Origin of the sequence: Nonomuraea terrae, from assembly GCF_044465245.1 — a bacterium.
GTDB lineage: Bacteria > Actinomycetota > Actinomycetes > Streptosporangiales > Streptosporangiaceae > Nonomuraea > Nonomuraea terrae.
The window spans coordinates 649,182-667,511 of the sequence record NZ_JBITLL010000008.1 but is presented as its reverse complement, the minus strand read 5'-3'; the positions used below and the strand labels follow the sequence as shown (position 1 = coordinate 667,511).

Sequence of the window (18,330 nt, the reverse complement as noted above, 5' to 3'; positions counted from 1 at the left end):
CAGCCGGTTGCGGTAGCTGACAGAGCCGGAGGGCGCGACGGGTGACGGTCAGCGGTCGGGGTAGCTGACAGAGCCAGAGGGTGCGGCGGGTGACGTCAGCGGTCGCGGTAGTGGCGGCGCAGGGCGATGCCGGCCGCCACACTGCCGGCCAAGGCGCCCACGCCGGCCGCTATCGGCAAGGCGGCCATCGTCGCCTTGCGGCCGGTGCGGAAGTCCTTGACCGGCCAGTCGTGCTTCCTGGCGTACTCGCGCAGCTCGCTGTCGGGGTTGATGGCCACGGCGTGCCCCACCAGCGAGAGCATCGGCAGGTCGTTGGCCGAGTCGCTGTAGGCGGTGCAGAGGGTGAGGTCGAGGCCCTCGCGGCGGGCCAGCGCCCGCACGGCCTCGGCCTTGGCCGGCCCGTGGAGCAGGTCGCCGACCAGCCGCCCGGTGTAGACGCCGTTGCTGGTCTCGGCGACCGTGCCGAGCGCGCCGGTCAGGCCGAGCCGCTGGGCGATGACCCGGGCCAGCTCGATCGGCGTGGCGGTGACCAGCCAGACCCGCTGACCGGCGTCGAGGTGGCTCTGCGCGAGCGCGCGCGTGCCGCCCCAGATGCGGTCGGCCATGACCTCGTCGTAGATCTCCTCGCCGAGGCGTACGACGTCGTCGACCTTGGTGCCGGCGACGAACGCCAGCGCGGTCTCCCTGGCCACGGCGATGTGCTCGGGGTTCTCGTTGCCGCGCAGCCGGAACACCGCCTGCCCCACCGCGAACTTGAACAGGTCGGACGAGGTGAACAGCCCGCGCGTGGCCAGCCCGCGGGCGAAGTGGTAGATCGACGCGCCGCGCATCATGGTGTTGTCGACGTCGAAGAAGGCCGCCGCGTCCAGATCGGGCTCGACCGGGGCAACAGTGACCGCAGCCCGTGCCGCGGCCTCGCCGGCGACCTCCGGCTGCACTTCCTGTCGTCGTCGTATGAGCCGCCACATGCGGTTCAGCTTAACTTCCTACTCAGGGGGGACCAGACCGTCGATGTAGTCCAGATAGTCCTGAGCCTGGGCGAGCTGGGAGTCGTCGAGCTCCTGCAACATCGGCTTGACGGTTTCTTTCTGGTCCTCCGCGAATGTCTTGATCTTCGGCGAGCGGGGCTCGACGCGTTCGAGCCGCTCGATGCCGGACTTCGTCGACTTCTCCATGTCCTTCAGCGTCCTGCCGACCAGCGGCCCGCCGCTGGATGAGCCGAGCAGGCTCGCGACCTCCCTGGCGCGGGTCTCGGCCGAGGCGAGCTCGCGCCGCCCGCGTTCGGCGTCGTCGGTGCTCAGACGGACGAACGTGCTCTCGGCGGCGCGCTTGAGCGGGTAGAGCGTGTCGCCCGGCACGGCGTGGTAGGTGGCGAAGGAGGAGACCATCATCGCCCCCGCGAGCCCGACCGCGGCCAGCTGCGACAGCAGCGGCCGGCGCCGCGACGGGCGCCGCGACGGGCGCCGGTGGGCGGGCCCCGAGGCCGGGCCGGCCGCGCGTCCGGCCGGCTCGGGCCGCTCGCCGAGCGCGCCGGAGGCGAGCTCGGCGCGCAGACGTTCGCGGAAGGCCGGCGCGGGGCCGCCGCCGAGCGGCGTCTCCCGCAGCTCGGTGAGGTGTTCGAGCACGCGCTCCCGCCGTCTGCGCGCCCTGCTCATGAATGCCCCCTGACCGCTCCGGTCGTGACACCGTTCCTAACGAGAGGCCGGTGGCGGAGGTTACGCCAGGTCTGGCTTGAGCGCCCTGGCCAGCGCTCGGATGGCACGGAACTGCAGCGCTTTGATCGCTCCACTCTTCTTCCCCATGATCAGCGCGGTTTCCGCGAGCGAGAGGCCGTGCAGGAAACGCAGGACGACGCATTCCTGCTGTTCGGGATTGAGATCTCGGACGGCGCGCAGCACCCGGTCGTTGATGATGGCCGTGACCACGGCGTTCTCGGGGATGTGGGAGCCGTCGAGGGGGACGTCGATCACCTCGCCCGTGGTGACCTCTAGCCGGTAGCGCCCCGACTTGAAGTGGTCGGCCACCAGATTCCTGGCGATGGTCACGAGCCAGGCCCCGAAGTCGCGGCCCTGCCAGCTGAAGTCGCCGATCTTGCGTAACGCCCGCAGGAACGTCTCGCTGGTCAGGTCCTCCGCCAGCGGGTGGGAGCCGACCCGGAAGTAGATGTAGCGGTAGACCAGGTCCACGTAGCGGTCATAGAGCGTGCCAAAGGAGTCCGTGCATCCGTTCTTGGCGTGCAGCACCAGCGTACGAAGGTCGTCGGTCACGTCTTCGAGCACGGCGAGCTCGCCCGTCCGGGCAGGTCCAGCGATCGCTGGAGCGAGCAGCCCGGCGAACGGCGACGAGTCAGGCATCCGATATCCCTGGGGGTAAGGGGTGCGGCGTGCTCGAACACTCTAGAAATCAACGGGAAATTCCACAATCCACACCGTGCTGGCATGGCACCCCTTCACCGGCGGATACCGTGGAGGCGCACACCCCTGAAATCCGCGGTGCGCCGTCGTACGCGCTCGCCGTGGTCCGGACCTCGTTCCCTCTTCGGCTACCGGCTGGGAGGCATCGTCCGGCAGCATTGGAGTCACCATGGAGATCCTCGTTGCTGTCCTAGCCTTTGCCGGAGCCCTGCTCGCCGCAGTCGCGGCCGGCGCGCTGATCCAACGACTACGCGAGGAGTCCGAGGGGTGGCTCATCGCCTGGACCGTTGCAGTCGTGGCGCTGGCCCTGTCGCTGGGCGCGGTCGGTCTCGGCTCTCTGGCGGGGTTCGGCGACGTGACCTTCCGGGTCTACCAGGTGGCGGGGTCGCTGCTGGCGCCGCTGTGGCTCACCGTCGGGCTGGTGCAGCTGCTGTCGGAGAAGGTGCCGCCGCGGTTCCTGGCCTGGCTGTTCGGCATCGCGCTGACCATCGTCTCGGTGGTCATCATGGTCTTCGACCCGCTCAAGACCGACGAGATGGGCGAGTCCCTGCCGTCGGCCGCCGACCACTGGAACCTCTTCCCCAGCTACCTGCTGGTCGGCGTGCACACCATCGTCCTGGTCGTGATGCTCGCCATGCTGGTGGTGGCCGGCCTGAAGTGGCGCAACGGCGACGAGTACGACACCGACAACCTCCATGCGACCGCCGTCGTCGTGCCGTCGGGCCTCGCGCTCGTGGGCGCGATGCGCTTCACCGTGCCCGCGCTGTTCACCACGGCGCTGCTGGCCGTGGCGGCGGCCGCGGTGTGGTACACCGTGCTGCGCCCGCTGGCGCCGTACGAGGACGACGAGGACGACTTCGGCCCCGAGCCCGACGAACGGCCCTCGCGCCGCGAGGAGCGCTCTCAGCGCCGTGACGAGCGCGTCCCCCACCGCGAGGAGCGGCCCATGATCCCCGAAGACCGCCCGCTCTACCGCGACGAGCCCCCGCGCAGGGGGATGCCCGAGCCGGTGCCGGCCGCCGACGTGCCGCCCGCGCCGCCGCGCCGCGCCTCAGGGCTGGGCGACCTGGTGGCCGAGTACCGGGCCGGTGACAGGGAGGTCGACTACGCCGCGCGCATGTCGCCGGCGTCCGACCCCGGCCCCTCGACCGGCTACATCATGAACGGCGCCGCGGCCGACTACACGATGGCCCCGCCCGCCCCGGCCACCGGCGCCGTCTACCCGGGCGCCGAGCTGTTCACGCCCACCCAGCAGCAGCCCGCCTCGGGCAAGCTGTCGCCCAACATCTACGGCCTGCTCACGGTCTTCACGATCATGGACGGCGCCGGCGCCGCGTTCGACCGGCTGGCCGAGGCCACGGTCGAGGCCGTGCGCAGGGGCGAGCCCGACACGCTCGTGTACGCCTGCCACGCCGTCAAGTCGGCCCCGCTGCAGCGCATCGTCTACGAGCTCTACCGCGACGAGGTGGCCTACCGCGACCACCAGCGCCAGCCGCACGTGGAGCGGTTCGTCAACGAGCGGCAGGCGATGGTGCTGGCCACCAACGTCATCGAGCTCGACGTCAACGCCGCGAAGGTGGTGCCGCTCCCGACGGTGATGTTCTAGCCGGTCAGAGCGGCGCGCAGGCGGCTCTCGTCGACCCGCCAGAAGTCGTGCTGCACGCCGTCGATCAGCGTGACCGGGATCATCTCCCAGTACTTCTCCGTCAGCTCCTCGGAGGAGTCGATGCTGACCTCCTCCCACGGCACGCCCAACTCGCCCGCGACCCGGGCGATGACCTCGCGGGCGTCGTCACACAAGTGGCAGCCGGGCTTGCCGAGCAAGGTGATGCGATGCATACGGCCACGCTACCCCGGGCGACTTTGTGCATCGGTTCACAAAGGGCTTAACCTGAAAGACGGTTCGATTCCGTTCACGCGGTCCCCAAGCCGCCCGTTCCCTGGAGCACCGGCACGTGATGAGCCCGTCCCAGCCCCGTGACCGTGGCATCCCCGAGGCGACGGTCGCCAGGCTTCCGTTGTACCTCCGGGCGCTGCACGGGATGGCGGAGCGGGGCGTCGCGACCGTCAGCTCCGAAGATCTCGCCGTGGCCGCCGGAGTCAACTCGGCCAAGCTGCGCAAGGATCTGTCTCATCTCGGCTCGTACGGCACTCGCGGCGTAGGCTATGACGTGGAATACCTCGTCTACCAGATTTCCCGCGAGCTCGGCCTGACGCAGGATTGGGCGGTGGCGATCGTCGGAGTCGGTAACCTCGGTCGCGCGCTCGCCAACTACGGCGGGTTCGTCTCCCGGGGCTTCAGGGTGGCGGCGCTCGTGGACGCCGACCCCGAAGTCGTGGGCGACACCATAGCGGGGTTGAATGTTGAGCACATCGACGAACTGGAAGCCGTGATCAAGCGGCGTGGAGTCTCGATTGTGGTGTTGGCCACACCGGCGGCGGCGGCGCAGGAAGTCTGCGACCGCGTCATCGCGGTGGGCGTGACCAGTATCCTGAACTTCGCCCCGGTTGTTCTTTCCGTCCCGGACACCGTCGATGTCCGTAAGGTCGACCTATCCATCGAACTGCAGATTCTGGCGTTCCACGAGCAACGCAAGGCTGGGGGGCCACTCATGGCAGTGGACAGTCAATGAGTGTTCTGGCTATCGGACTCAGCCACCGGACGGCACCGGTGGCCCTGCTCGAACGTGTCTCGATGACCGGTGACGCTCTCGTCAAGCTGCTGCACGACGTGCAGCGCGATCCCTGCGTGGCGGAGGCCATGGTGGTCTCGACCTGCAACCGGGTCGAGGTCTACGTCACGGTCGACCGCTTCCACGCCGCCGTCACGTCGATCAGCAACCTGCTGGGCGTCCATTCCGGCGTGCCGGTCGACGACCTGACCCCGCACCTCTACGTCCACTACGAGGAGCGGGCGGTCGAGCATCTGTTCTCCGTGGTGTGCGGCCTCGACTCCATGGTGGTCGGCGAGGGCCAGATCCTCGGGCAGGTCCGCCAGGCGCTCAAGCTCGCCCAGCGCCAGGGCACCGTCGGCGCCACCCTCAACGACCTCGTCCAGCAGGCCCTGCGGGTCGGCAAGCGGGCCCACCACGAGACCGGCATCGACAAGGCCGGAGCCTCCCTGGTCTCCGCCGGCCTCGCCCTGGCGGGCGAGCTGGCCGGCAAGCGCGCCCTGGTGATCGGCGCGGGCTCCATGAGCTCGCTGGCCGCCGCCACGCTGGCGCGCGACGGGGTCACCGACATCGTCGTGGCCAACCGCACGTACGAGCGCGGCGCCCGGCTGGCCGAGTCGGTCGGCGGGCGCGCGGTGCACTTCTCCTCCGTGGCCGGCGAGCTGGCCGCGGCCGACGTCGTCATCACCTGCACGGGCGCGGGCCGCCACCTCATCACCCCCGACCTGCTTTCCAGGCCGGCCTTCCTCCTCGACCTGGCGCTTCCCCACGACATCGACCCCGCGGTCCGCGCCGTGCCCGGGGTCACGCTGGTCGACCTGGAGACGATCCAGAAGTCCGGCATCGGCTCCCGCGAGGGCGACGCCGTCCAGTCCGTACGCGCCCTCGTGGCCGAGGAGCTGCGCGCCTACCTCGACGCCGAGCGGGCGGCCAAGGTCACCCCGACCGTGGTCGCGCTGCGCAGCAAGGCGGCGGACGTGGTCGAGGCCGAGCTGGGCCGCCTGCGCATGCGGCTGCCCGGTCTCGACGAGCGGGCCCGCGACGAGGTCGCGATGACCGTGCAGCGGGTGGTCGACAAGCTGCTGCACGAGCCGACCGTGCGTGTCAAGCAGCTCGCCACCTGCCCCGGAGGCGATCATTATGCGGAGGCGCTGCGTGAGCTGTTCGACCTCGATCCGAAGATGCCCGAGGCCGTGAGGGAGGTGGAGCTGTGACGTCCCCGCTCCGGCTCGGCACCCGCCGCAGCCTCATGGCCACCACGCAGTCCCAGATGGTGGCCGACGCCTACACCCATCGCACCGGCCGCGCGGTCGAGCTGGTCGGCGTCACGACGTTCGGCGACGTGACCAAGGCCCATCTCGCGCAGCTCGGCGGCACGGGCGTGTTCGTCAGCGCGCTGCGCGACAAGCTGATCGACGACGAGGTCGACTTCGCCGTCCACTCGCTGAAGGACCTGCCGACCAAGCAGGACCCACGCTTCACGCTGGCCGCCCTGCCCGCCCGCCACGACCACCGCGACGCCCTGGTCGGCTCGTGCAAGTTCGCCGACCTGCCGCCGGGGGCGAGGGTCGGCACCGGTTCGCCGCGCCGCGTCGCCATGCTGAGCGCGCTGCGCCCCGACCTCGAATACGTCGCCATCCGCGGCAACGCCGACACCCGTATCGGCAAGGTCGCCTCGGGTGAGCTCGACGCCGTCGTGCTGGCCTCGGCGGGGCTGACCCGCATCGGCCGCGGCGGCGAGGTCGCGCAGATCTTCGAGACCGAGGAGCTGCTGCCCGCGCCCGGCCAGGGCGCGCTGGCCGTCGAGTGCCGCACCGACCGCCCCGACCTCATCGAGTTCCTCAGCGTGCTCGACGACCCGGCCACCCGCTCCGCCGTGACGGCCGAGCGCGCCGTGCTGGCCGCCCTCGAAGCGGGATGCGCCGCTCCGGTGGGTGCTTTCGCGGTCGATGACGGGCACACTCTGAACCTGACCGCTGTTGTCGTCTCCATTGACGGCCGCGAAGCGGTCCGCAAGTCCGCCGCCGGCTCTCCTTCGGAGGCTGCGAACCTCGGCCGCCTCCTAGCGGCCGAGATGATCGCCGAAGGTGCCGACAGATTGATGGGGGAGCATTCCCATTGAGCTCCGATAGTCCAACCTCCGGTGTCGTCGCGTTCGTGGGCGCGGGACCCGGCGATCCCAATCTGCTCACGCTGCGCGCCGCCGAGCTGCTCGGCAAGGCCGACGCGGTGGTCCTCGGCGCGGAGGCCCACGCCCCGCTGCTGCGCCACTGCCGCGAAGGCGTCGAGGTCGCCACCGAGGGCGACTTCGTCCAGCGCGCCGCGCGCGGTCAGCTGGTGGTGCGCCTCTGCGAGGGCGACCCCATGCTCTTCTCCTCGGTCGTCGAGGAGGTCGCGGCCTGCACCGCGGCGGAGGTGGACTTCGAGATCTCTCCCGGTGTGCCGCCCGCGACGGCGGTGCTGACCTACGCCGGCATCCCGGCGGCGACCGGCGTGCCCGAGTTCCGCGTGATCGACGCCGCGCAGGAGCAAGACTGGGCCGCCCACGCCGCCACCCGCGGCACCCTGGTCATCTACAACGGCATCGGCGACGCCGTGTCCATCGGCAAGGCGCTGATCGCCAACGGCAAGCCCGACACCACGCCGGTCGCCGTCAGCAGCGGCGGCACCACCACCGAGCAGTACACCGTGGTGTCCTCGCTCGGCCGGCTGCAGGCCGACCTCAAGCACGCCGGTTTCACCGAGCCGGCGCTGATCGTCGTCGGCGAGGCCGTGGCGCTGCGCGACAAGCTGTCGTGGTTCGAGACCAAGCCGCTGTTCGGCTGGCGGGTGCTGGTGCCGCGGACGAAGGAGCAGTCGCGCGCACTGGTCGAGCAGCTCACCTCGTACGGCGCGGTGCCCGAGGAGGTGCCGACCATCTCGGTCGAGCCGCCCCGCACGCCGCAGCAGATGGACCGCGCGATCAAGGGCCTCGTCACCGGCCGCTACGAGTGGGTCGCCTTCACCAGCGCCAACGCCGTCAAGGCGGTCCGCGAGAAGTTCGAGGAGTACGGCCTCGACGCCCGTGCCTTCGCCGGCCTCAAGGTGGCCGCCGTGGGCGAGGCGACCGCGCAGGCCCTGGTCGACTTCGGGGTCAAGCCCGACCTGCTGCCGACGGGGGAGCAGTCGTCGGAGGGGCTGGTCGCCGAGTGGCCGCCGTACGACTCGATGCTCGACCCGATCAACCGCGTGCTGCTGCCGCGGGCCGACATCTCCACCGACACGCTCGTGGCCGGGCTCACCGAGCTGGGCTGGGAGTGCGACGACGTCACCGCCTACCGCACCGTGCGGGCCGCGCCGCCGCCCGCGCCCATCCGCGAGGCGATCAAGGGCGGCGGGTTCGACGCCGTGCTCTTCACGTCGTCGTCCACCGTGCGCAACCTCGTGGGCATCGCCGGCAAGCCCCACAACGTCACCGTGATCGCGGTCATCGGGCCGCAGACGGCCAAGACGGCCGAGGAGTTCGGGCTCCGGGTCGACGTCATGGCAGACAAGCCGTCCGCCTCCGCCCTGGCCGCCGCACTGGCCGAGTTCGGAGCCAAGCAGCGCCAGGCGGCCCTGGCGGCGGGCGACACCCCGCGCCGGCCCTCGCAGAACCGCCGCGGCGCGAGAAGGAGAGTCAAATGAGCGCGCAGTATCCCGTCGCCCGCCCCCGCCGGCTGCGCCGCACCCCCGCGCTGCGCCGCATGGTGTCGGGCACGCGCCTGCACCCGGCCGAGCTGATCCTGCCGGCGTTCCTCAAGGAGGGCATCTCCGAGCCGCAGCCGGTCGCCTCGATGCCGGGCGTCGTCCAGCACACCCGCGACTCGCTGCGCAAGGCCGCCCGTGAGGCCGCCGAGGCGGGCGTGGGCGGCATCATCCTGTTCGGCATCCCCGCGGTGAAGGACGCCCGCGGCTCGGCCGCCGACGACCCCGACGGCATCCTGCAGGTGGCGCTGCGCGAGGTGACCGCCGAGGTCGGCGACGCGCTCGTGGTCATGGCGGACACGTGCCTCGACGAGTTCACCGACAACGGCCACTGCGGCATCCTCACGCCGTCCGGCGACGTCGACAACGACGCGACCCTGGAGCGGTACGCCTCGATCGCGGTGGCGCAGGCGGAAGCGGGCTCGCAGATGGTGGCGCCGAGCGGGATGATGGACGGCCAGGTGGGCGTGATTCGCGCGGCGCTCGACGCCGCAGGCCACGGCGACGTGCCGATCCTCGCCTACGCCGCCAAATACTCCTCCGCCTTCTACGGGCCGTTCCGTGACGCGGCCGAGTGCGCGCCGCAGTTCGGCGACCGCAGCACCCACCAGCAGGACCCAGCGGGGCCGCTGGAGGAGGCGCTGCGCGAGGTCCGCCTCGACCTGGCGGAGGGCGCCGACGCCGTGATGGTCAAGCCCGCGCTGGCCTACCTCGACGTCATCACCCGCTTCCGCGACGAGGTGGACGTGCCGGTGGCCGCCTACCAGGTCAGCGGCGAGTACGCGATGATCGAGGCCGCCGCGGCCAACGGCTGGGTCGACCGCGACCGGATGATCAAGGAGTCGCTGGTCGCGATCAAGCGCGCCGGAGCCGACCTGATCCTGACGTACTGGGCGACGGAAGTGGCACGCGGGCTCTAACCCAGGGGTTTCCCGCCGACTCCTGTGGCGTGTGCGTTAGAGTGCGATGACAAGTGCTGGTGTGTCCCGCGTGTGCTAAGTGCAGCCCGGAGCCGGGACCTCCTCAGGCGCTGACACTCTGACGGGAGACACCATGGTGGGGGTACCACTGGTTCGGCGTACCAGAAAGCGGTCCCGGCCGACGCGCATCGCGACGGTGCTCGAATACGCCGCCATGGGCTGGCCCGTCGTGCCGGGCGCCTATCCGCTGCGCCACGGGCCGCGCGCGTGTTCCTGCGACCGCGTCGGGTGTCCCGACCCGGGCGCCCACCCGCTCTCGCCCGCCTGGAGCATGCAGGCCACGACGGACGCCGCCCAGCTCACCCGCTGGTGGCAGGCCGAGCCCGAGACCAATGTGATCCTGCCCACGGGACGCGTGTTCGACGTCTTCGACGTACCGCTGTCCACCGGCCTGTCGGCCCTCACCCGGATCGACGAGGCGGGCGCCCATCCCGGCCCGGTCGCCACACACGGCGACCGGGTCTTGTTCTACGTGGCCACCCGGGGCAACCCGGAGGACGAGGACGAGTGGTGGACGTGCCACCTCGACACCGGCCCGGCCGCCATCGACGACACGCCGGGGCTGCGCTGGCACTGCCGCGACAGCTACGTCCTCGCCCCGCCCTCCACCCTCGTGGGCGGCCAGGGCGTCTCCTGGCTGCGCGCGCCCGACGGCCGGCCGCTGCCCGACCCGGTACGCATCCTGGAGTGGCTCGCCGACTGACCCGCCGGGTCGCGCGGCTAACCTGGATCAGGTGAGCCGTACACACAACTCCGAGGAACTGTTCGCCCGCGCCCGCGCGATCGTGCCGGGCGGCGTCAACTCGCCCGTGCGTGCCTTCGGCGCGGTGGGCGGGACGCCCCGCTTCATGGCGGAGGGCCAGGGCCCCTACATCACCGACGTCGACGGCAACCGCTACGTCGACCTGGTCTGCTCCTGGGGCCCGATGATCCTCGGTCACCGCCATCCCGCGGTCGTCGAGGCCGTCTCCGACGCGGTGGCCCACGGGTTCTCCTACGGCACCGCGACCCAGGGCGAGGTCGAGCTGGCCGAGGAGCTCGTCGCCAGGGTCGCCCCGATCGAGAAGGTGCGCCTGGTCAGCTCCGGCACCGAGGCCACGATGAGCGCGGTCCGCCTGGCCAGGGGCTTCACCGGCCGGTCCAAGGTGATCAAGTTCGCCGGCTGCTACCACGGCCACGTCGACGCGCTGCTGGCCTCGGCCGGCTCGGGGGTGGCGACGTTCGGGCTGCCCGACACGCCGGGCGTGACGGGGGCGTCGGCGGCCGACACGATCGTGCTGCCGTACAACTCCGTCGAGGCGGTCGAGGAGGCGTTCGCGGCGGCCGACGTCGCGTGTGTGATCACCGAGGCGTGCCCTGCCAACATGGGCGTCGTCCCGCCGCGCGACGGGTTCAACGCGCGGCTGCGCGAGCTCTGCACGGCCCACGGGGCGCTGCTCATCGTCGACGAGGTGCTGACCGGCTTCCGCGTCTCCCCGGCCGGCTGGTACGGCCTCGACCCGGTGGAGGCCGACCTGATGACGTTCGGCAAGGTCATGGGCGGCGGGCTGCCGGCGGCGGCGTTCGGCGGCCGGGCCGACGTCATGGCGCACCTCGCGCCGGAGGGGCCCGTCTACCAGGCGGGCACGCTGTCGGGCAACCCGCTGGCCTGCGCGGCCGGCCTGGCCACGCTGCGCAACCTCGACGCCGACGCGTACGCGCGGATCGACGCCGCCGCGCTGGCGATCGGCCAGGCGGCGTCCGAGGCGCTCGCGGCGGAGGGCGTCCCGCACCGGCTGCAGCGGGCGGGGAACCTGTTCTCGATCTTCTTCACCGACGCCGAGGTCACCGACTACGACCAGGCCCGCACCCAGAACACCGCCGCGTTCACCGCGTTCTTCCACGCGATGCTGGAGCAGGGCGTCTACCTGCCGCCCTCGGCGTACGAGGCATGGTTCCTGTCGGCCGCGCACGACGACGAGGCGGTCGGCCGGGTGGCCGAGGCGCTGCCGTCCGCGGCGAAGGCGGCGGCCGCCGTTCTGTGAGGTTCAGCGCAGGCGGCGGGGCCGCGCGCCGGCGTAGAGCACGCCGGAGACGATGAGCGCCGCCGCCACGATCTTGAGCCACGACAGCGGCTCGCCGGTCACGAACGCCGCCGATGACATGCCGAACACCGGCACCAGCAGCGTGTACGGCGCCACGGTCGAGGCGTCGTAGCGGCGCAACAGGAAGCCCCACACGCCGAAGCCGCCCAGCGTGGCGACGAAGGCGACGTACACGAGGGAGAGCCAGCCCTCCCACGACGGGCTCAGCACCGGCACGCCCTCCAGCGCCAGCGACAGCACCAGGAGCGGGGGCGCCGAGAGGGCGCTCACCCACACCATGAAGCGCAGGGAGTCGGGCGGTGCGGCACGCCGCTGGACGACGTTGCCGAGCCCCCAGGCCGCCGCCGCGGCCACGCACAGGACGAACGCGCCGACCGGCCCCGACACCCCGAAGTCGTACGCGACCAGGGCGAGTCCGCCGAAGGCGACGGCGAGCCCGGTGACGCGGCGGGCGGTGAGCCGCTCACCGAGCAGCGTCACCGCGAACACCACGGTGAACAACGCCTGCGCCTGCAGCACGAGCGAGGTCAGCCCGGCCGGCATGCCGGCCCGCATGCCGACCAGCAGCAGGGCGAACTGCCCCACGCCGAGCGTGGCCGCCACCCCGGCGACCCACCGCCACGGCACTCCCGGCCGCCCGACGAGGAGCAGGGCGGGGAACGCCGCCATCGCGAACCGAAGGCCCGCGTACAGCAGGGGCGGGAAGTGCCGCAGACCCGCCTGCATGACCACGAAGTTGAACCCCCACGCCGCTGCGAGGGCGACGGCGAGCGCGAGGTGACGGGGGCTCACTCAGCGAGTGGGCTTCTGGTAACGGATGCGCTGCTCGCGCGCCTGCTCGGCGAGGACCTTCAGGTACGAGACGGTGCCGTGCTGCTTCTTTTCCATCTTCCGGATTCGCATGCAACTATTTTCATCCGCTACACATTCAACCACAAGCGAGACTTTCTACGCTAAACCGTTTAGGCTGGCTTACATGTTGGACTTGAACCGGCTCAAGGCGCTTCACGCTGTCCACGTGTACGGGTCGGTCGGGGCGGCGGCCGACGCGCTCAGCGTCACGCCGTCGGCCGTCTCGCAGCAGATCGCCAAGCTGGAGCGCGAGACCGGCGCCCGGCTCATGGAGCGCAACGGCCGCGGCGTGCGCCTCACCGACGCCGCCGGGCTGCTCGCCGAGCACGCCGAGCGCATCCTGGCCCTGGTCGAGACCGCCGAGGCCGACTTCGAGGCGCTGCGCGGCGAGGTCGTCGGCCGGCTCAACGTCGCGGCCTTCCCCACGGCCGCCCGCGGCCTCATGCCGGCGGCCATCGTCCAGCTCAAGCAGCGCCACCCCGACCTGTGGGTGCAGCTCAACGAGCGCGAGCCCGACCGGGTGATGCGCGAGGTGTCGAGGGGCGAGCTCGACCTCGGCATCGTCCAGGACTGGCTCAACCGGCCGATCGCGATGCCCGAGGGCCTGTCCAAGGCCATCCTGCTCGACGACATCGCCGACGTGGCGGTGCCCGTGAGCCACCCGCTGGCCGGGGCGCGCGAGATCGAGCTGCGCGACCTGTGCGGCGAGCAGTGGATCAGCTCCGCGCCCGGCACGGTCTGCCACGACTGGCTCGTCTTCACGCTGCGCAGCGCCTCGGTGGAGCCGGTGATCGCCTGTATGGCCGACGAGTACCCGACCCAGCTCGCCCTGGTCGCCGCGGGCCTCGGCTGCGCGATCGTGCCGAGGCTGGGCCGCGACTGCGTGCCCGACGGCGTAAGGCTCGTCCCGCTGCGCCCGCGCCAGTCACGGCGCATCTACGCGGTGTGGCGCGCAGACGCGGCGCGGCGGCCCGCGATCAGGGCCATGGTCGACGCGTTGACCGAGGCCAGCAGAACACAGGAGAACTCCTGGGCCGTCGCCTGAGCCGGGCCGCCGCCGCACGGGCCGGGCGAGCGGATAGGCTGTGCCCACCATGGCTGAAACCACCGTCGTCCACCTGCTGCGCCACGGCGAGGTGCACAATCCAGGAGGCATCCTCTACGGAAGGCTGCCCGGCTACCACCTGTCGGAGAACGGCAGGCTCATGGCCGAGACGGTCGCCAAGGCCGTCGGCGGCCGCGACATCGTCGCCCTCTACAGCTCGCCTCTCGAGCGCGCGCTGGAGACCGCCACCCCGCTGGCCGACAAGCTGGGGCTCGACATCCGGCAGGACGCCCGGCTGATCGAGGCCGGCAATCTGCTGCAGGGCCGTCTGGCGACGGACGGCGGCATGGCGCTGCTGCGCGACTGGCGCAACTACCGCTATTTCTGGAATCCGCTCCGGCCCTCCTGGGGCGAGCCCTACCCGGTGATCGTCAGGCGGATGAAGTCGGTGATCGACGACGTGCGGGCCGAGGCGCGCGGGCACGAAGCGGTGCTCGTCAGCCACCAGCTGCCGATCTGGGCGATCAGGATCGCCGCCGAGGGCCGCAGGCTCTGGCACGACCCGCGGCGCCGGCAGTGCACCCTGGCCAGCCTCACCACGCTCACGTTCGACGGCGACCGCCTGGTCAGCATCGGCTACAGCGAGCCCGCCGCGTCGCTGCAGAGGGGTCGCACCCTTCCCGGGGCCTGATGTCCGGGGCGTACGGCGGCACCGGTAGAGTTGCAAGCTCTACCGCTTGTAGTACAAGGAGATCTTCCTCCGTGCGCGCCAAGTCCCTCTCCCTCATTCTTCTGGCCGTCTCCGCGCTGGTCGGGGGCTGTGCCGACGGCCAGAGCGGCCAGCCGCAGGCGGGTGACACCCGGTTCGTCGCGGGCGACGGGAAGATGCAGGTGTTCGACGTGACCGAGCGCAAACCCGCGCCGCCCGTCGAAGGGCCGACCCTCGACGGCTCCACCGCCTCCCTCGCCGCGCACAAGGGCAAGGTCGTCGTGCTCAACTTCTGGGCCTCCTGGTGCGGCCCGTGCCGGGCCGAGGCGCCGGTGCTCAAGGAGGTCGCGGCCAAGACGAAGGACACCGGGGTGCAGTTCCTCGGCGTCGACTTCAAGGACCGCCAGGCCGACGCCAAGGCGTTCGAGCGCAACGAGCAGACCGGCTACCCCCACATCTTCGACCAGCCCGGCAAGGTCGCGCTGGCGTTCCAGGGCACGGTGCCGCCCGCGGCCATCCCGTCCACGCTGGTCATCGACAAGCAGGGCCGCATCGCGGCCAGGGCGCTGGGCGCGGTCAAGTACACCGACCTGTACGACACGGTGACCAAGGTGCGCGATGAGTGACGTCGTCGCCTCTGGCTCGCTGTTGCTCGCCGTGCCGATCGCGGTGCTGGCCGGGGTGGTGTCGTTCCTGTCGCCGTGCGTGCTGCCGCTGGTGCCGGGCTATCTGTCGTACGTCACCGGCATGAGCGCCGACCCCAGGCGGGGGCGGCTGGTGCTCGGGACGGCACTGTTCGTGGCCGGGTTCGGGCTGGTGTTCGTGCTCAGCGGGGCGCTGTTCGGCGGCCTCGGCTCGGTCATGCTGGGCAACGCCGACGTCATCACGCGCGTCCTCGGCGTGCTCACCATCCTGCTCGGGCTGGCGTTCCTCGGCGTGCTGCCGGGGCTGATGCGCGACGTGCGCATCCATCGCGTCCCGGCCGCGGGCCTCGCGGGCGCGCCGCTGCTCGGCGTCGTGTTCGGCCTCGGCTGGACGCCCTGCATCGGCCCCACCCTGGCGGTCGTGCTGGCGCTCGGGCTCAACGAGGGCAGCGCCGCACGGGGCGCCCTCCTGGCCGTCGCGTACGCCCTGGGGCTCGGGCTGCCGTTCGTGGCCGCGGCGCTGGCCTACAGCAGGGCTCTGCGCACCTTCCGCGCCATCCGCAAGCACTCGCGCCTGATCACCCGCATCGGCGGCGGCATGATGGTGGCCGTCGGCGTGCTGCTGGTGAGCGGGCTCTGGGGAGAGATGATCGCGGCCATGCAAGGACTGATCGGCGCCTTCGAGCCGGTGATCTGATGAGCGTCCAGGAGCTGGCGAAGAAGCAGGCACCCCAGCAGGCGGCGCTCGGCCCGGTGGGCTGGCTGCGCTGGACCTGGCGCACGCTCACCTCGATGAAGACGGCGCTGATCCTGCTGTTCCTGCTGGCGCTGGGCTCCGTGCCCGGCTCGCTGGTGCCGCAGCGCGGCGTCGACCCCGACAAGGTCGCCCGGCTCTACGAGCAGAACCCGACGCTGGCCGAGTGGTACGACCGCTTCCAGCTCTTCGAGGTGTTCACCTCCGTCTGGTTCGCGGCGGTCTACCTGCTGCTGTTCACCTCGCTGATCGGCTGCATCATCCCGCGCACCGCGGTCTACCTGCGCGAGGTGCGCCGCAAGCCGCCCGCCGCGCCCAAGCGCCTGTCGCGCCTGCCCCACTCGGCCTCCATCGAGGGCGAGCTGAGCGTCGAGGAGGTCGCCCGCCGGCTGCGGAAGATGCGCTTCCGCGTCGTGACCGGCGACGGCTGGGTCTCGGCCGAGAAGGGCTACCTGCGCGAGACCGGCAACCTCGTCTTCCACGTCGCCCTGCTGGGCATCCTGCTCGCGATCGGCTCCGGCTCCCTCTTCGGCTACCGCGGCAACGTCCTGGTCGTCGAGGGGGCCGGTTTCGCCAACACCGTGGCCGCCTACGACCGGTTCATGCCGGGCAACCAGGTGTCGGCCGAGTCGCTGGAGCCGTTCTCGTTCACGCTCGACAAGTTCGACGTGGCCTACCAGGTGACCGGCGACAAGCGGGGGCAGGCGCTCGACTACACCGCCCACCTCAAGGTCAACGACTCGCCGCAGGCGCCCGCCCGCGACTACGCGCTCAAGGTCAACGAGCCGCTGGAGATCAACGGCACGCAGACGTACCTCATCGGCAACGGCTACGCGCCCCTCTTCAGGGTCACCGACGGGGAGGGGCAGGTGGCCTTCGAGGGCGCCGTGCCCTGCCTGATCGAGGAGAAGGCCACGATGACCTCGGGCTGCGTGGTCAAGGTGCCCGACGCGAAGCCGGGGCAGCTGGGGTTCCTGCTGCAGTTCCTGCCCACCAGCGTCCCGCTGGTCGACGGCCGATACGCCTCTGCCTTCCCCGGGGAGCTCAACCCCGAGGTGCAGGTCCTCGGCGCCTTCACCGGTGACCTCGGCATGCGTTCCGGCGAGCCGCAGTCGGTCTACACGCTGGCCGAGCCCGAGGACATGAAGAAGCTCAAGCCGCTGCTCATGGGTGACGACGTGCCCAAGCCGCTGGCCGTGGGCCAGTCGGTGCAGCTGCCCGACGGCCTCGGCAAGCTCGAGTTCACCGGGGTCAAGCAGTGGATCACGCTCCAGACGGCCTACGACCCCGGACGCGTGCCCGCACTGGTGTCCGCCGCCGCGGCCGTCGTCGCCATCGCGGCCTCGCTCATGATCCGCCGCCGCAGGGTCTTCGTCCGCGTCGGCGAAGGCAGGGTCGACGTGGGTGGGCTGACCCGTACGGAGGGCTCCGCGGCGGGCTTCACCGAGGAGTTCGCCGAGATCGTCCAGGTTCTATCAGCAGGAGACAAGGATGTCCGCTGAGCAACTCGCCGAGGTGAGCGACCTTTTCGTCGTCGCCGCGGTTCTGCTCTACGTCGTCGCCATGGTGGCTTTCGCGATGGACCTGGCCTTCGGTCGCGTCCGACCGGGCAAGGCGGTCGCGAAGAGCGCCGCCAGGCAGCCGGTCGCGGTCGGCGCGTCAGGGGCCGACGTGCTCCCGGAGACCGGGAGCACGTCCGTGCCCGCCGCGCCCGAGCCGCCGCGTCTCGCCGCGGTGGCCGGGACGGCCGGCCTCGTACTGGCCTGGGTCGGCTGGGTCGCCAACCTCGCCGCCATCGTCACCCGCGGCCTCGCCGTCGGCCGATGGCCGTGGGGCAACATGTACGAGTTCGTGGTCGCGATCTCCTTCGCCGCCGTGACCGCGTTCCTCGCCACCCAGCTCCGCCACAACGTACGGTTCCTCGGCGGCTTCGTCATGGTGACCGCCGCGCTGGGGCTCGGCCTGGCCTCGAAGATCTTCTACACCGCGGCCGGTCCGGTGGTGCCGGCGCTCGACTCGTACTGGATCGCCATCCACGTCACCGCCGCGATCGTGGCCAGCGGCCTGCTGACGCTGGCGGGCGTGACCGGCATCCTCTACCTCGTGCGCGGTGACGGGATGTCGCGCCTGCCGTCACGGGCCGATCTGGAGCGGGTGGCCCACCGGGCGATCGTCTTCGCCTTCCCGCTGTGGACGTTCGCCGTCATCGCGGGTGCGCTCTGGGCGGACCGGGCGTGGGGGCGTTACTGGGGGTGGGACCCGAAGGAGGTCTGGTCGTTCATCACCTGGGTCGCCTACGCCGCCTACCTCCACGCGAAGGCGACGGCCGGTTGGAAGGGCCGGGCGGCGACGATCGTGCAGCTCGTGGCGTTCGGTTGCCTGCTGTTCAACCTGATCGGGGTCAACATCTTCATCGACGGCCTGCACAGCTACGCCGACGTCGACTGACC

Annotated in this window: 19 protein-coding genes; 14 read left to right on the top strand and 5 right to left on the bottom strand. The window is 71.4% G+C overall.

From position 1 onward, the window contains the following. Positions 1-95: 95 nt before the first annotated feature. From ACIBP6_RS41600 to ACIBP6_RS41590, 3 genes are read right to left on the bottom strand one after another with little or no spacing between them, the layout of a single operon-like run. The gene (locus tag ACIBP6_RS41600; protein ID WP_132608776.1) at positions 96-968 is read right to left on the bottom strand and encodes an HAD family hydrolase; all 873 of its coding nucleotides are present in this window, start codon (positions 966-968) and stop codon (positions 96-98) included. Between the two features lie 18 nt (positions 969-986). Then, the gene (locus tag ACIBP6_RS41595; RefSeq protein WP_397060062.1) at positions 987-1,655 is read right to left on the bottom strand and encodes a DUF5667 domain-containing protein; all 669 of its coding nucleotides are present in this window, start codon (positions 1,653-1,655) and stop codon (positions 987-989) included. A 60-nt stretch (positions 1,656-1,715) separates the two neighbouring features. Then, positions 1,716-2,354, bottom strand: a complete 639-nt coding sequence (locus tag ACIBP6_RS41590; protein WP_132608778.1) for a sigma-70 family RNA polymerase sigma factor — start codon at positions 2,352-2,354, stop codon at positions 1,716-1,718. A gap of 229 nt (positions 2,355-2,583) precedes the next feature. Between ACIBP6_RS41590 and ACIBP6_RS41585 the strand changes: the two genes are divergently transcribed. Beyond that, on the top strand, positions 2,584-4,020 hold the full coding sequence (locus ACIBP6_RS41585; protein ID WP_132608779.1) for a putative quinol monooxygenase: 1,437 nt from the start codon (positions 2,584-2,586) through the stop codon (positions 4,018-4,020). On the opposite strand, the gene ACIBP6_RS41580 is transcribed toward ACIBP6_RS41585, so the two are convergent. Next, positions 4,017-4,253 carry a glutaredoxin family protein gene (locus ACIBP6_RS41580; protein WP_397060059.1) on the bottom strand — a complete coding sequence of 79 codons (237 nt, stop codon included), beginning with the start codon at positions 4,251-4,253 and terminating at the stop codon, positions 4,017-4,019. The two genes, ACIBP6_RS41585 and ACIBP6_RS41580, sit on opposite strands and share 4 nt — an antisense overlap. A gap of 119 nt (positions 4,254-4,372) precedes the next feature. Here ACIBP6_RS41580 and ACIBP6_RS41575 point away from each other — a divergent pair, with 119 nt between their 5' ends. The 7 genes from ACIBP6_RS41575 (at position 4,373) to hemL (ending at position 11,816) form a co-directional block, all read left to right on the top strand. After that, positions 4,373-5,047, top strand: coding sequence for a redox-sensing transcriptional repressor Rex (locus ACIBP6_RS41575; RefSeq protein WP_132608781.1), 675 nt, complete (start codon positions 4,373-4,375; stop codon positions 5,045-5,047). Further along, the gene (locus ACIBP6_RS41570) at positions 5,044-6,300 is read left to right on the top strand and encodes a glutamyl-tRNA reductase (RefSeq protein ID WP_397060057.1); all 1,257 of its coding nucleotides are present in this window, start codon (positions 5,044-5,046) and stop codon (positions 6,298-6,300) included. The genes ACIBP6_RS41575 and ACIBP6_RS41570 overlap by 4 nt, the downstream gene beginning before the upstream one ends. Further along, on the top strand, positions 6,297-7,208 hold the full coding sequence (hemC, locus tag ACIBP6_RS41565; RefSeq protein ID WP_397060055.1) for a hydroxymethylbilane synthase: 912 nt from the start codon (positions 6,297-6,299) through the stop codon (positions 7,206-7,208). Before ACIBP6_RS41570 ends, hemC begins: the two co-directional genes overlap by 4 nt. Positions 7,209-7,243: 35 nt before the next feature. Next, the gene (locus tag ACIBP6_RS41560) at positions 7,244-8,752 is read left to right on the top strand and encodes a bifunctional uroporphyrinogen-III C-methyltransferase/uroporphyrinogen-III synthase (protein WP_132608784.1); all 1,509 of its coding nucleotides are present in this window, start codon (positions 7,244-7,246) and stop codon (positions 8,750-8,752) included. After that, complete coding sequence (gene hemB, locus ACIBP6_RS41555; protein ID WP_397060053.1) at positions 8,749-9,732, top strand: porphobilinogen synthase; 984 nt, start codon at positions 8,749-8,751, stop codon at positions 9,730-9,732. The genes ACIBP6_RS41560 and hemB overlap by 4 nt, the downstream gene beginning before the upstream one ends. Before the next feature lie 133 nt (positions 9,733-9,865). Continuing rightward, positions 9,866-10,495, top strand: a complete 630-nt coding sequence (locus ACIBP6_RS41550; RefSeq protein ID WP_397060051.1) for a bifunctional DNA primase/polymerase — start codon at positions 9,866-9,868, stop codon at positions 10,493-10,495. A gap of 31 nt (positions 10,496-10,526) precedes the next feature. Continuing rightward, complete coding sequence (hemL, locus tag ACIBP6_RS41545; RefSeq protein WP_397060049.1) at positions 10,527-11,816, top strand: glutamate-1-semialdehyde 2,1-aminomutase; 1,290 nt, start codon at positions 10,527-10,529, stop codon at positions 11,814-11,816. A gap of 3 nt (positions 11,817-11,819) precedes the next feature. Here the strand turns inward: hemL and ACIBP6_RS41540 are convergent, their stop codons facing one another. Next, positions 11,820-12,668 (bottom strand): EamA family transporter, encoded by an 849-nt coding sequence (locus ACIBP6_RS41540; RefSeq protein ID WP_397060047.1) that lies wholly within the window; start codon positions 12,666-12,668, stop codon positions 11,820-11,822. Between the two features lie 184 nt (positions 12,669-12,852). On the opposite strand from ACIBP6_RS41540, the gene ACIBP6_RS41535 reads away from it, so the two are divergent. The 6 genes from ACIBP6_RS41535 to ccsB all read left to right on the top strand — a co-directional run bounded on the left by ACIBP6_RS41535 (position 12,853) and on the right by ccsB (position 18,328). Next, positions 12,853-13,773, top strand: a complete 921-nt coding sequence (locus ACIBP6_RS41535) for a LysR family transcriptional regulator (RefSeq protein WP_397060045.1) — start codon at positions 12,853-12,855, stop codon at positions 13,771-13,773. Between the two features lie 49 nt (positions 13,774-13,822). Then, positions 13,823-14,464, top strand: a complete 642-nt coding sequence (locus tag ACIBP6_RS41530) for a histidine phosphatase family protein (protein WP_132608790.1) — start codon at positions 13,823-13,825, stop codon at positions 14,462-14,464. 71 nt (positions 14,465-14,535) lie between these two features. Continuing rightward, positions 14,536-15,108, top strand: a complete 573-nt coding sequence (locus ACIBP6_RS41525) for a TlpA family protein disulfide reductase (RefSeq protein ID WP_397060043.1) — start codon at positions 14,536-14,538, stop codon at positions 15,106-15,108. Beyond that, complete coding sequence (locus ACIBP6_RS41520; RefSeq protein ID WP_397060041.1) at positions 15,101-15,823, top strand: cytochrome c biogenesis CcdA family protein; 723 nt, start codon at positions 15,101-15,103, stop codon at positions 15,821-15,823. The genes ACIBP6_RS41525 and ACIBP6_RS41520 overlap by 8 nt, the downstream gene beginning before the upstream one ends. Next, positions 15,823-17,382, top strand: coding sequence for a cytochrome c biogenesis protein ResB (resB, locus tag ACIBP6_RS41515; RefSeq protein WP_397060039.1), 1,560 nt, complete (start codon positions 15,823-15,825; stop codon positions 17,380-17,382). The genes ACIBP6_RS41520 and resB overlap by 1 nt, the downstream gene beginning before the upstream one ends. Next, complete coding sequence (gene ccsB, locus ACIBP6_RS41510; RefSeq protein ID WP_397060037.1) at positions 17,372-18,328, top strand: c-type cytochrome biogenesis protein CcsB; 957 nt, start codon at positions 17,372-17,374, stop codon at positions 18,326-18,328. The genes resB and ccsB overlap by 11 nt, the downstream gene beginning before the upstream one ends. Positions 18,329-18,330 lie beyond the last annotated feature (2 nt).

Bases quoted from the DNA above. Each gene is read 5' to 3' on its own strand.
- ACIBP6_RS41530 (WP_132608790.1), top strand. From the start codon at position 13,823: ATGGCTGAAACCACCGTCGTCCACCTGCTGCGCCACGGCGAGGTGCAC.
- ACIBP6_RS41580 (WP_397060059.1), bottom strand. From the start codon at position 4,253: ATGCATCGCATCACCTTGCTCGGCAAGCCCGGCTGCCACTTGTGTGAC.
- hemB (WP_397060053.1), top strand. From the start codon at position 8,749: ATGAGCGCGCAGTATCCCGTCGCCCGCCCCCGCCGGCTGCGCCGCACC.
- ACIBP6_RS41600 (WP_132608776.1), bottom strand. From the start codon at position 968: ATGTGGCGGCTCATACGACGACGACAGGAAGTGCAGCCGGAGGTCGCC.
- ACIBP6_RS41570 (WP_397060057.1), top strand. From the start codon at position 5,044: ATGAGTGTTCTGGCTATCGGACTCAGCCACCGGACGGCACCGGTGGCC.
- ACIBP6_RS41585 (WP_132608779.1), top strand. From the start codon at position 2,584: ATGGAGATCCTCGTTGCTGTCCTAGCCTTTGCCGGAGCCCTGCTCGCC.
- ACIBP6_RS41575 (WP_132608781.1), top strand. From the start codon at position 4,373: ATGAGCCCGTCCCAGCCCCGTGACCGTGGCATCCCCGAGGCGACGGTC.
- ACIBP6_RS41595 (WP_397060062.1), bottom strand. From the start codon at position 1,655: ATGAGCAGGGCGCGCAGACGGCGGGAGCGCGTGCTCGAACACCTCACC.
- ACIBP6_RS41520 (WP_397060041.1), top strand. From the start codon at position 15,101: ATGAGTGACGTCGTCGCCTCTGGCTCGCTGTTGCTCGCCGTGCCGATC.
- ccsB (WP_397060037.1), top strand. From the start codon at position 17,372: ATGTCCGCTGAGCAACTCGCCGAGGTGAGCGACCTTTTCGTCGTCGCC.
- ACIBP6_RS41590 (WP_132608778.1), bottom strand. From the start codon at position 2,354: ATGCCTGACTCGTCGCCGTTCGCCGGGCTGCTCGCTCCAGCGATCGCT.
- ACIBP6_RS41550 (WP_397060051.1), top strand. From the start codon at position 9,866: ATGGTGGGGGTACCACTGGTTCGGCGTACCAGAAAGCGGTCCCGGCCG.
- resB (WP_397060039.1), top strand. From the start codon at position 15,823: ATGAGCGTCCAGGAGCTGGCGAAGAAGCAGGCACCCCAGCAGGCGGCG.
- ACIBP6_RS41535 (WP_397060045.1), top strand. From the start codon at position 12,853: ATGTTGGACTTGAACCGGCTCAAGGCGCTTCACGCTGTCCACGTGTAC.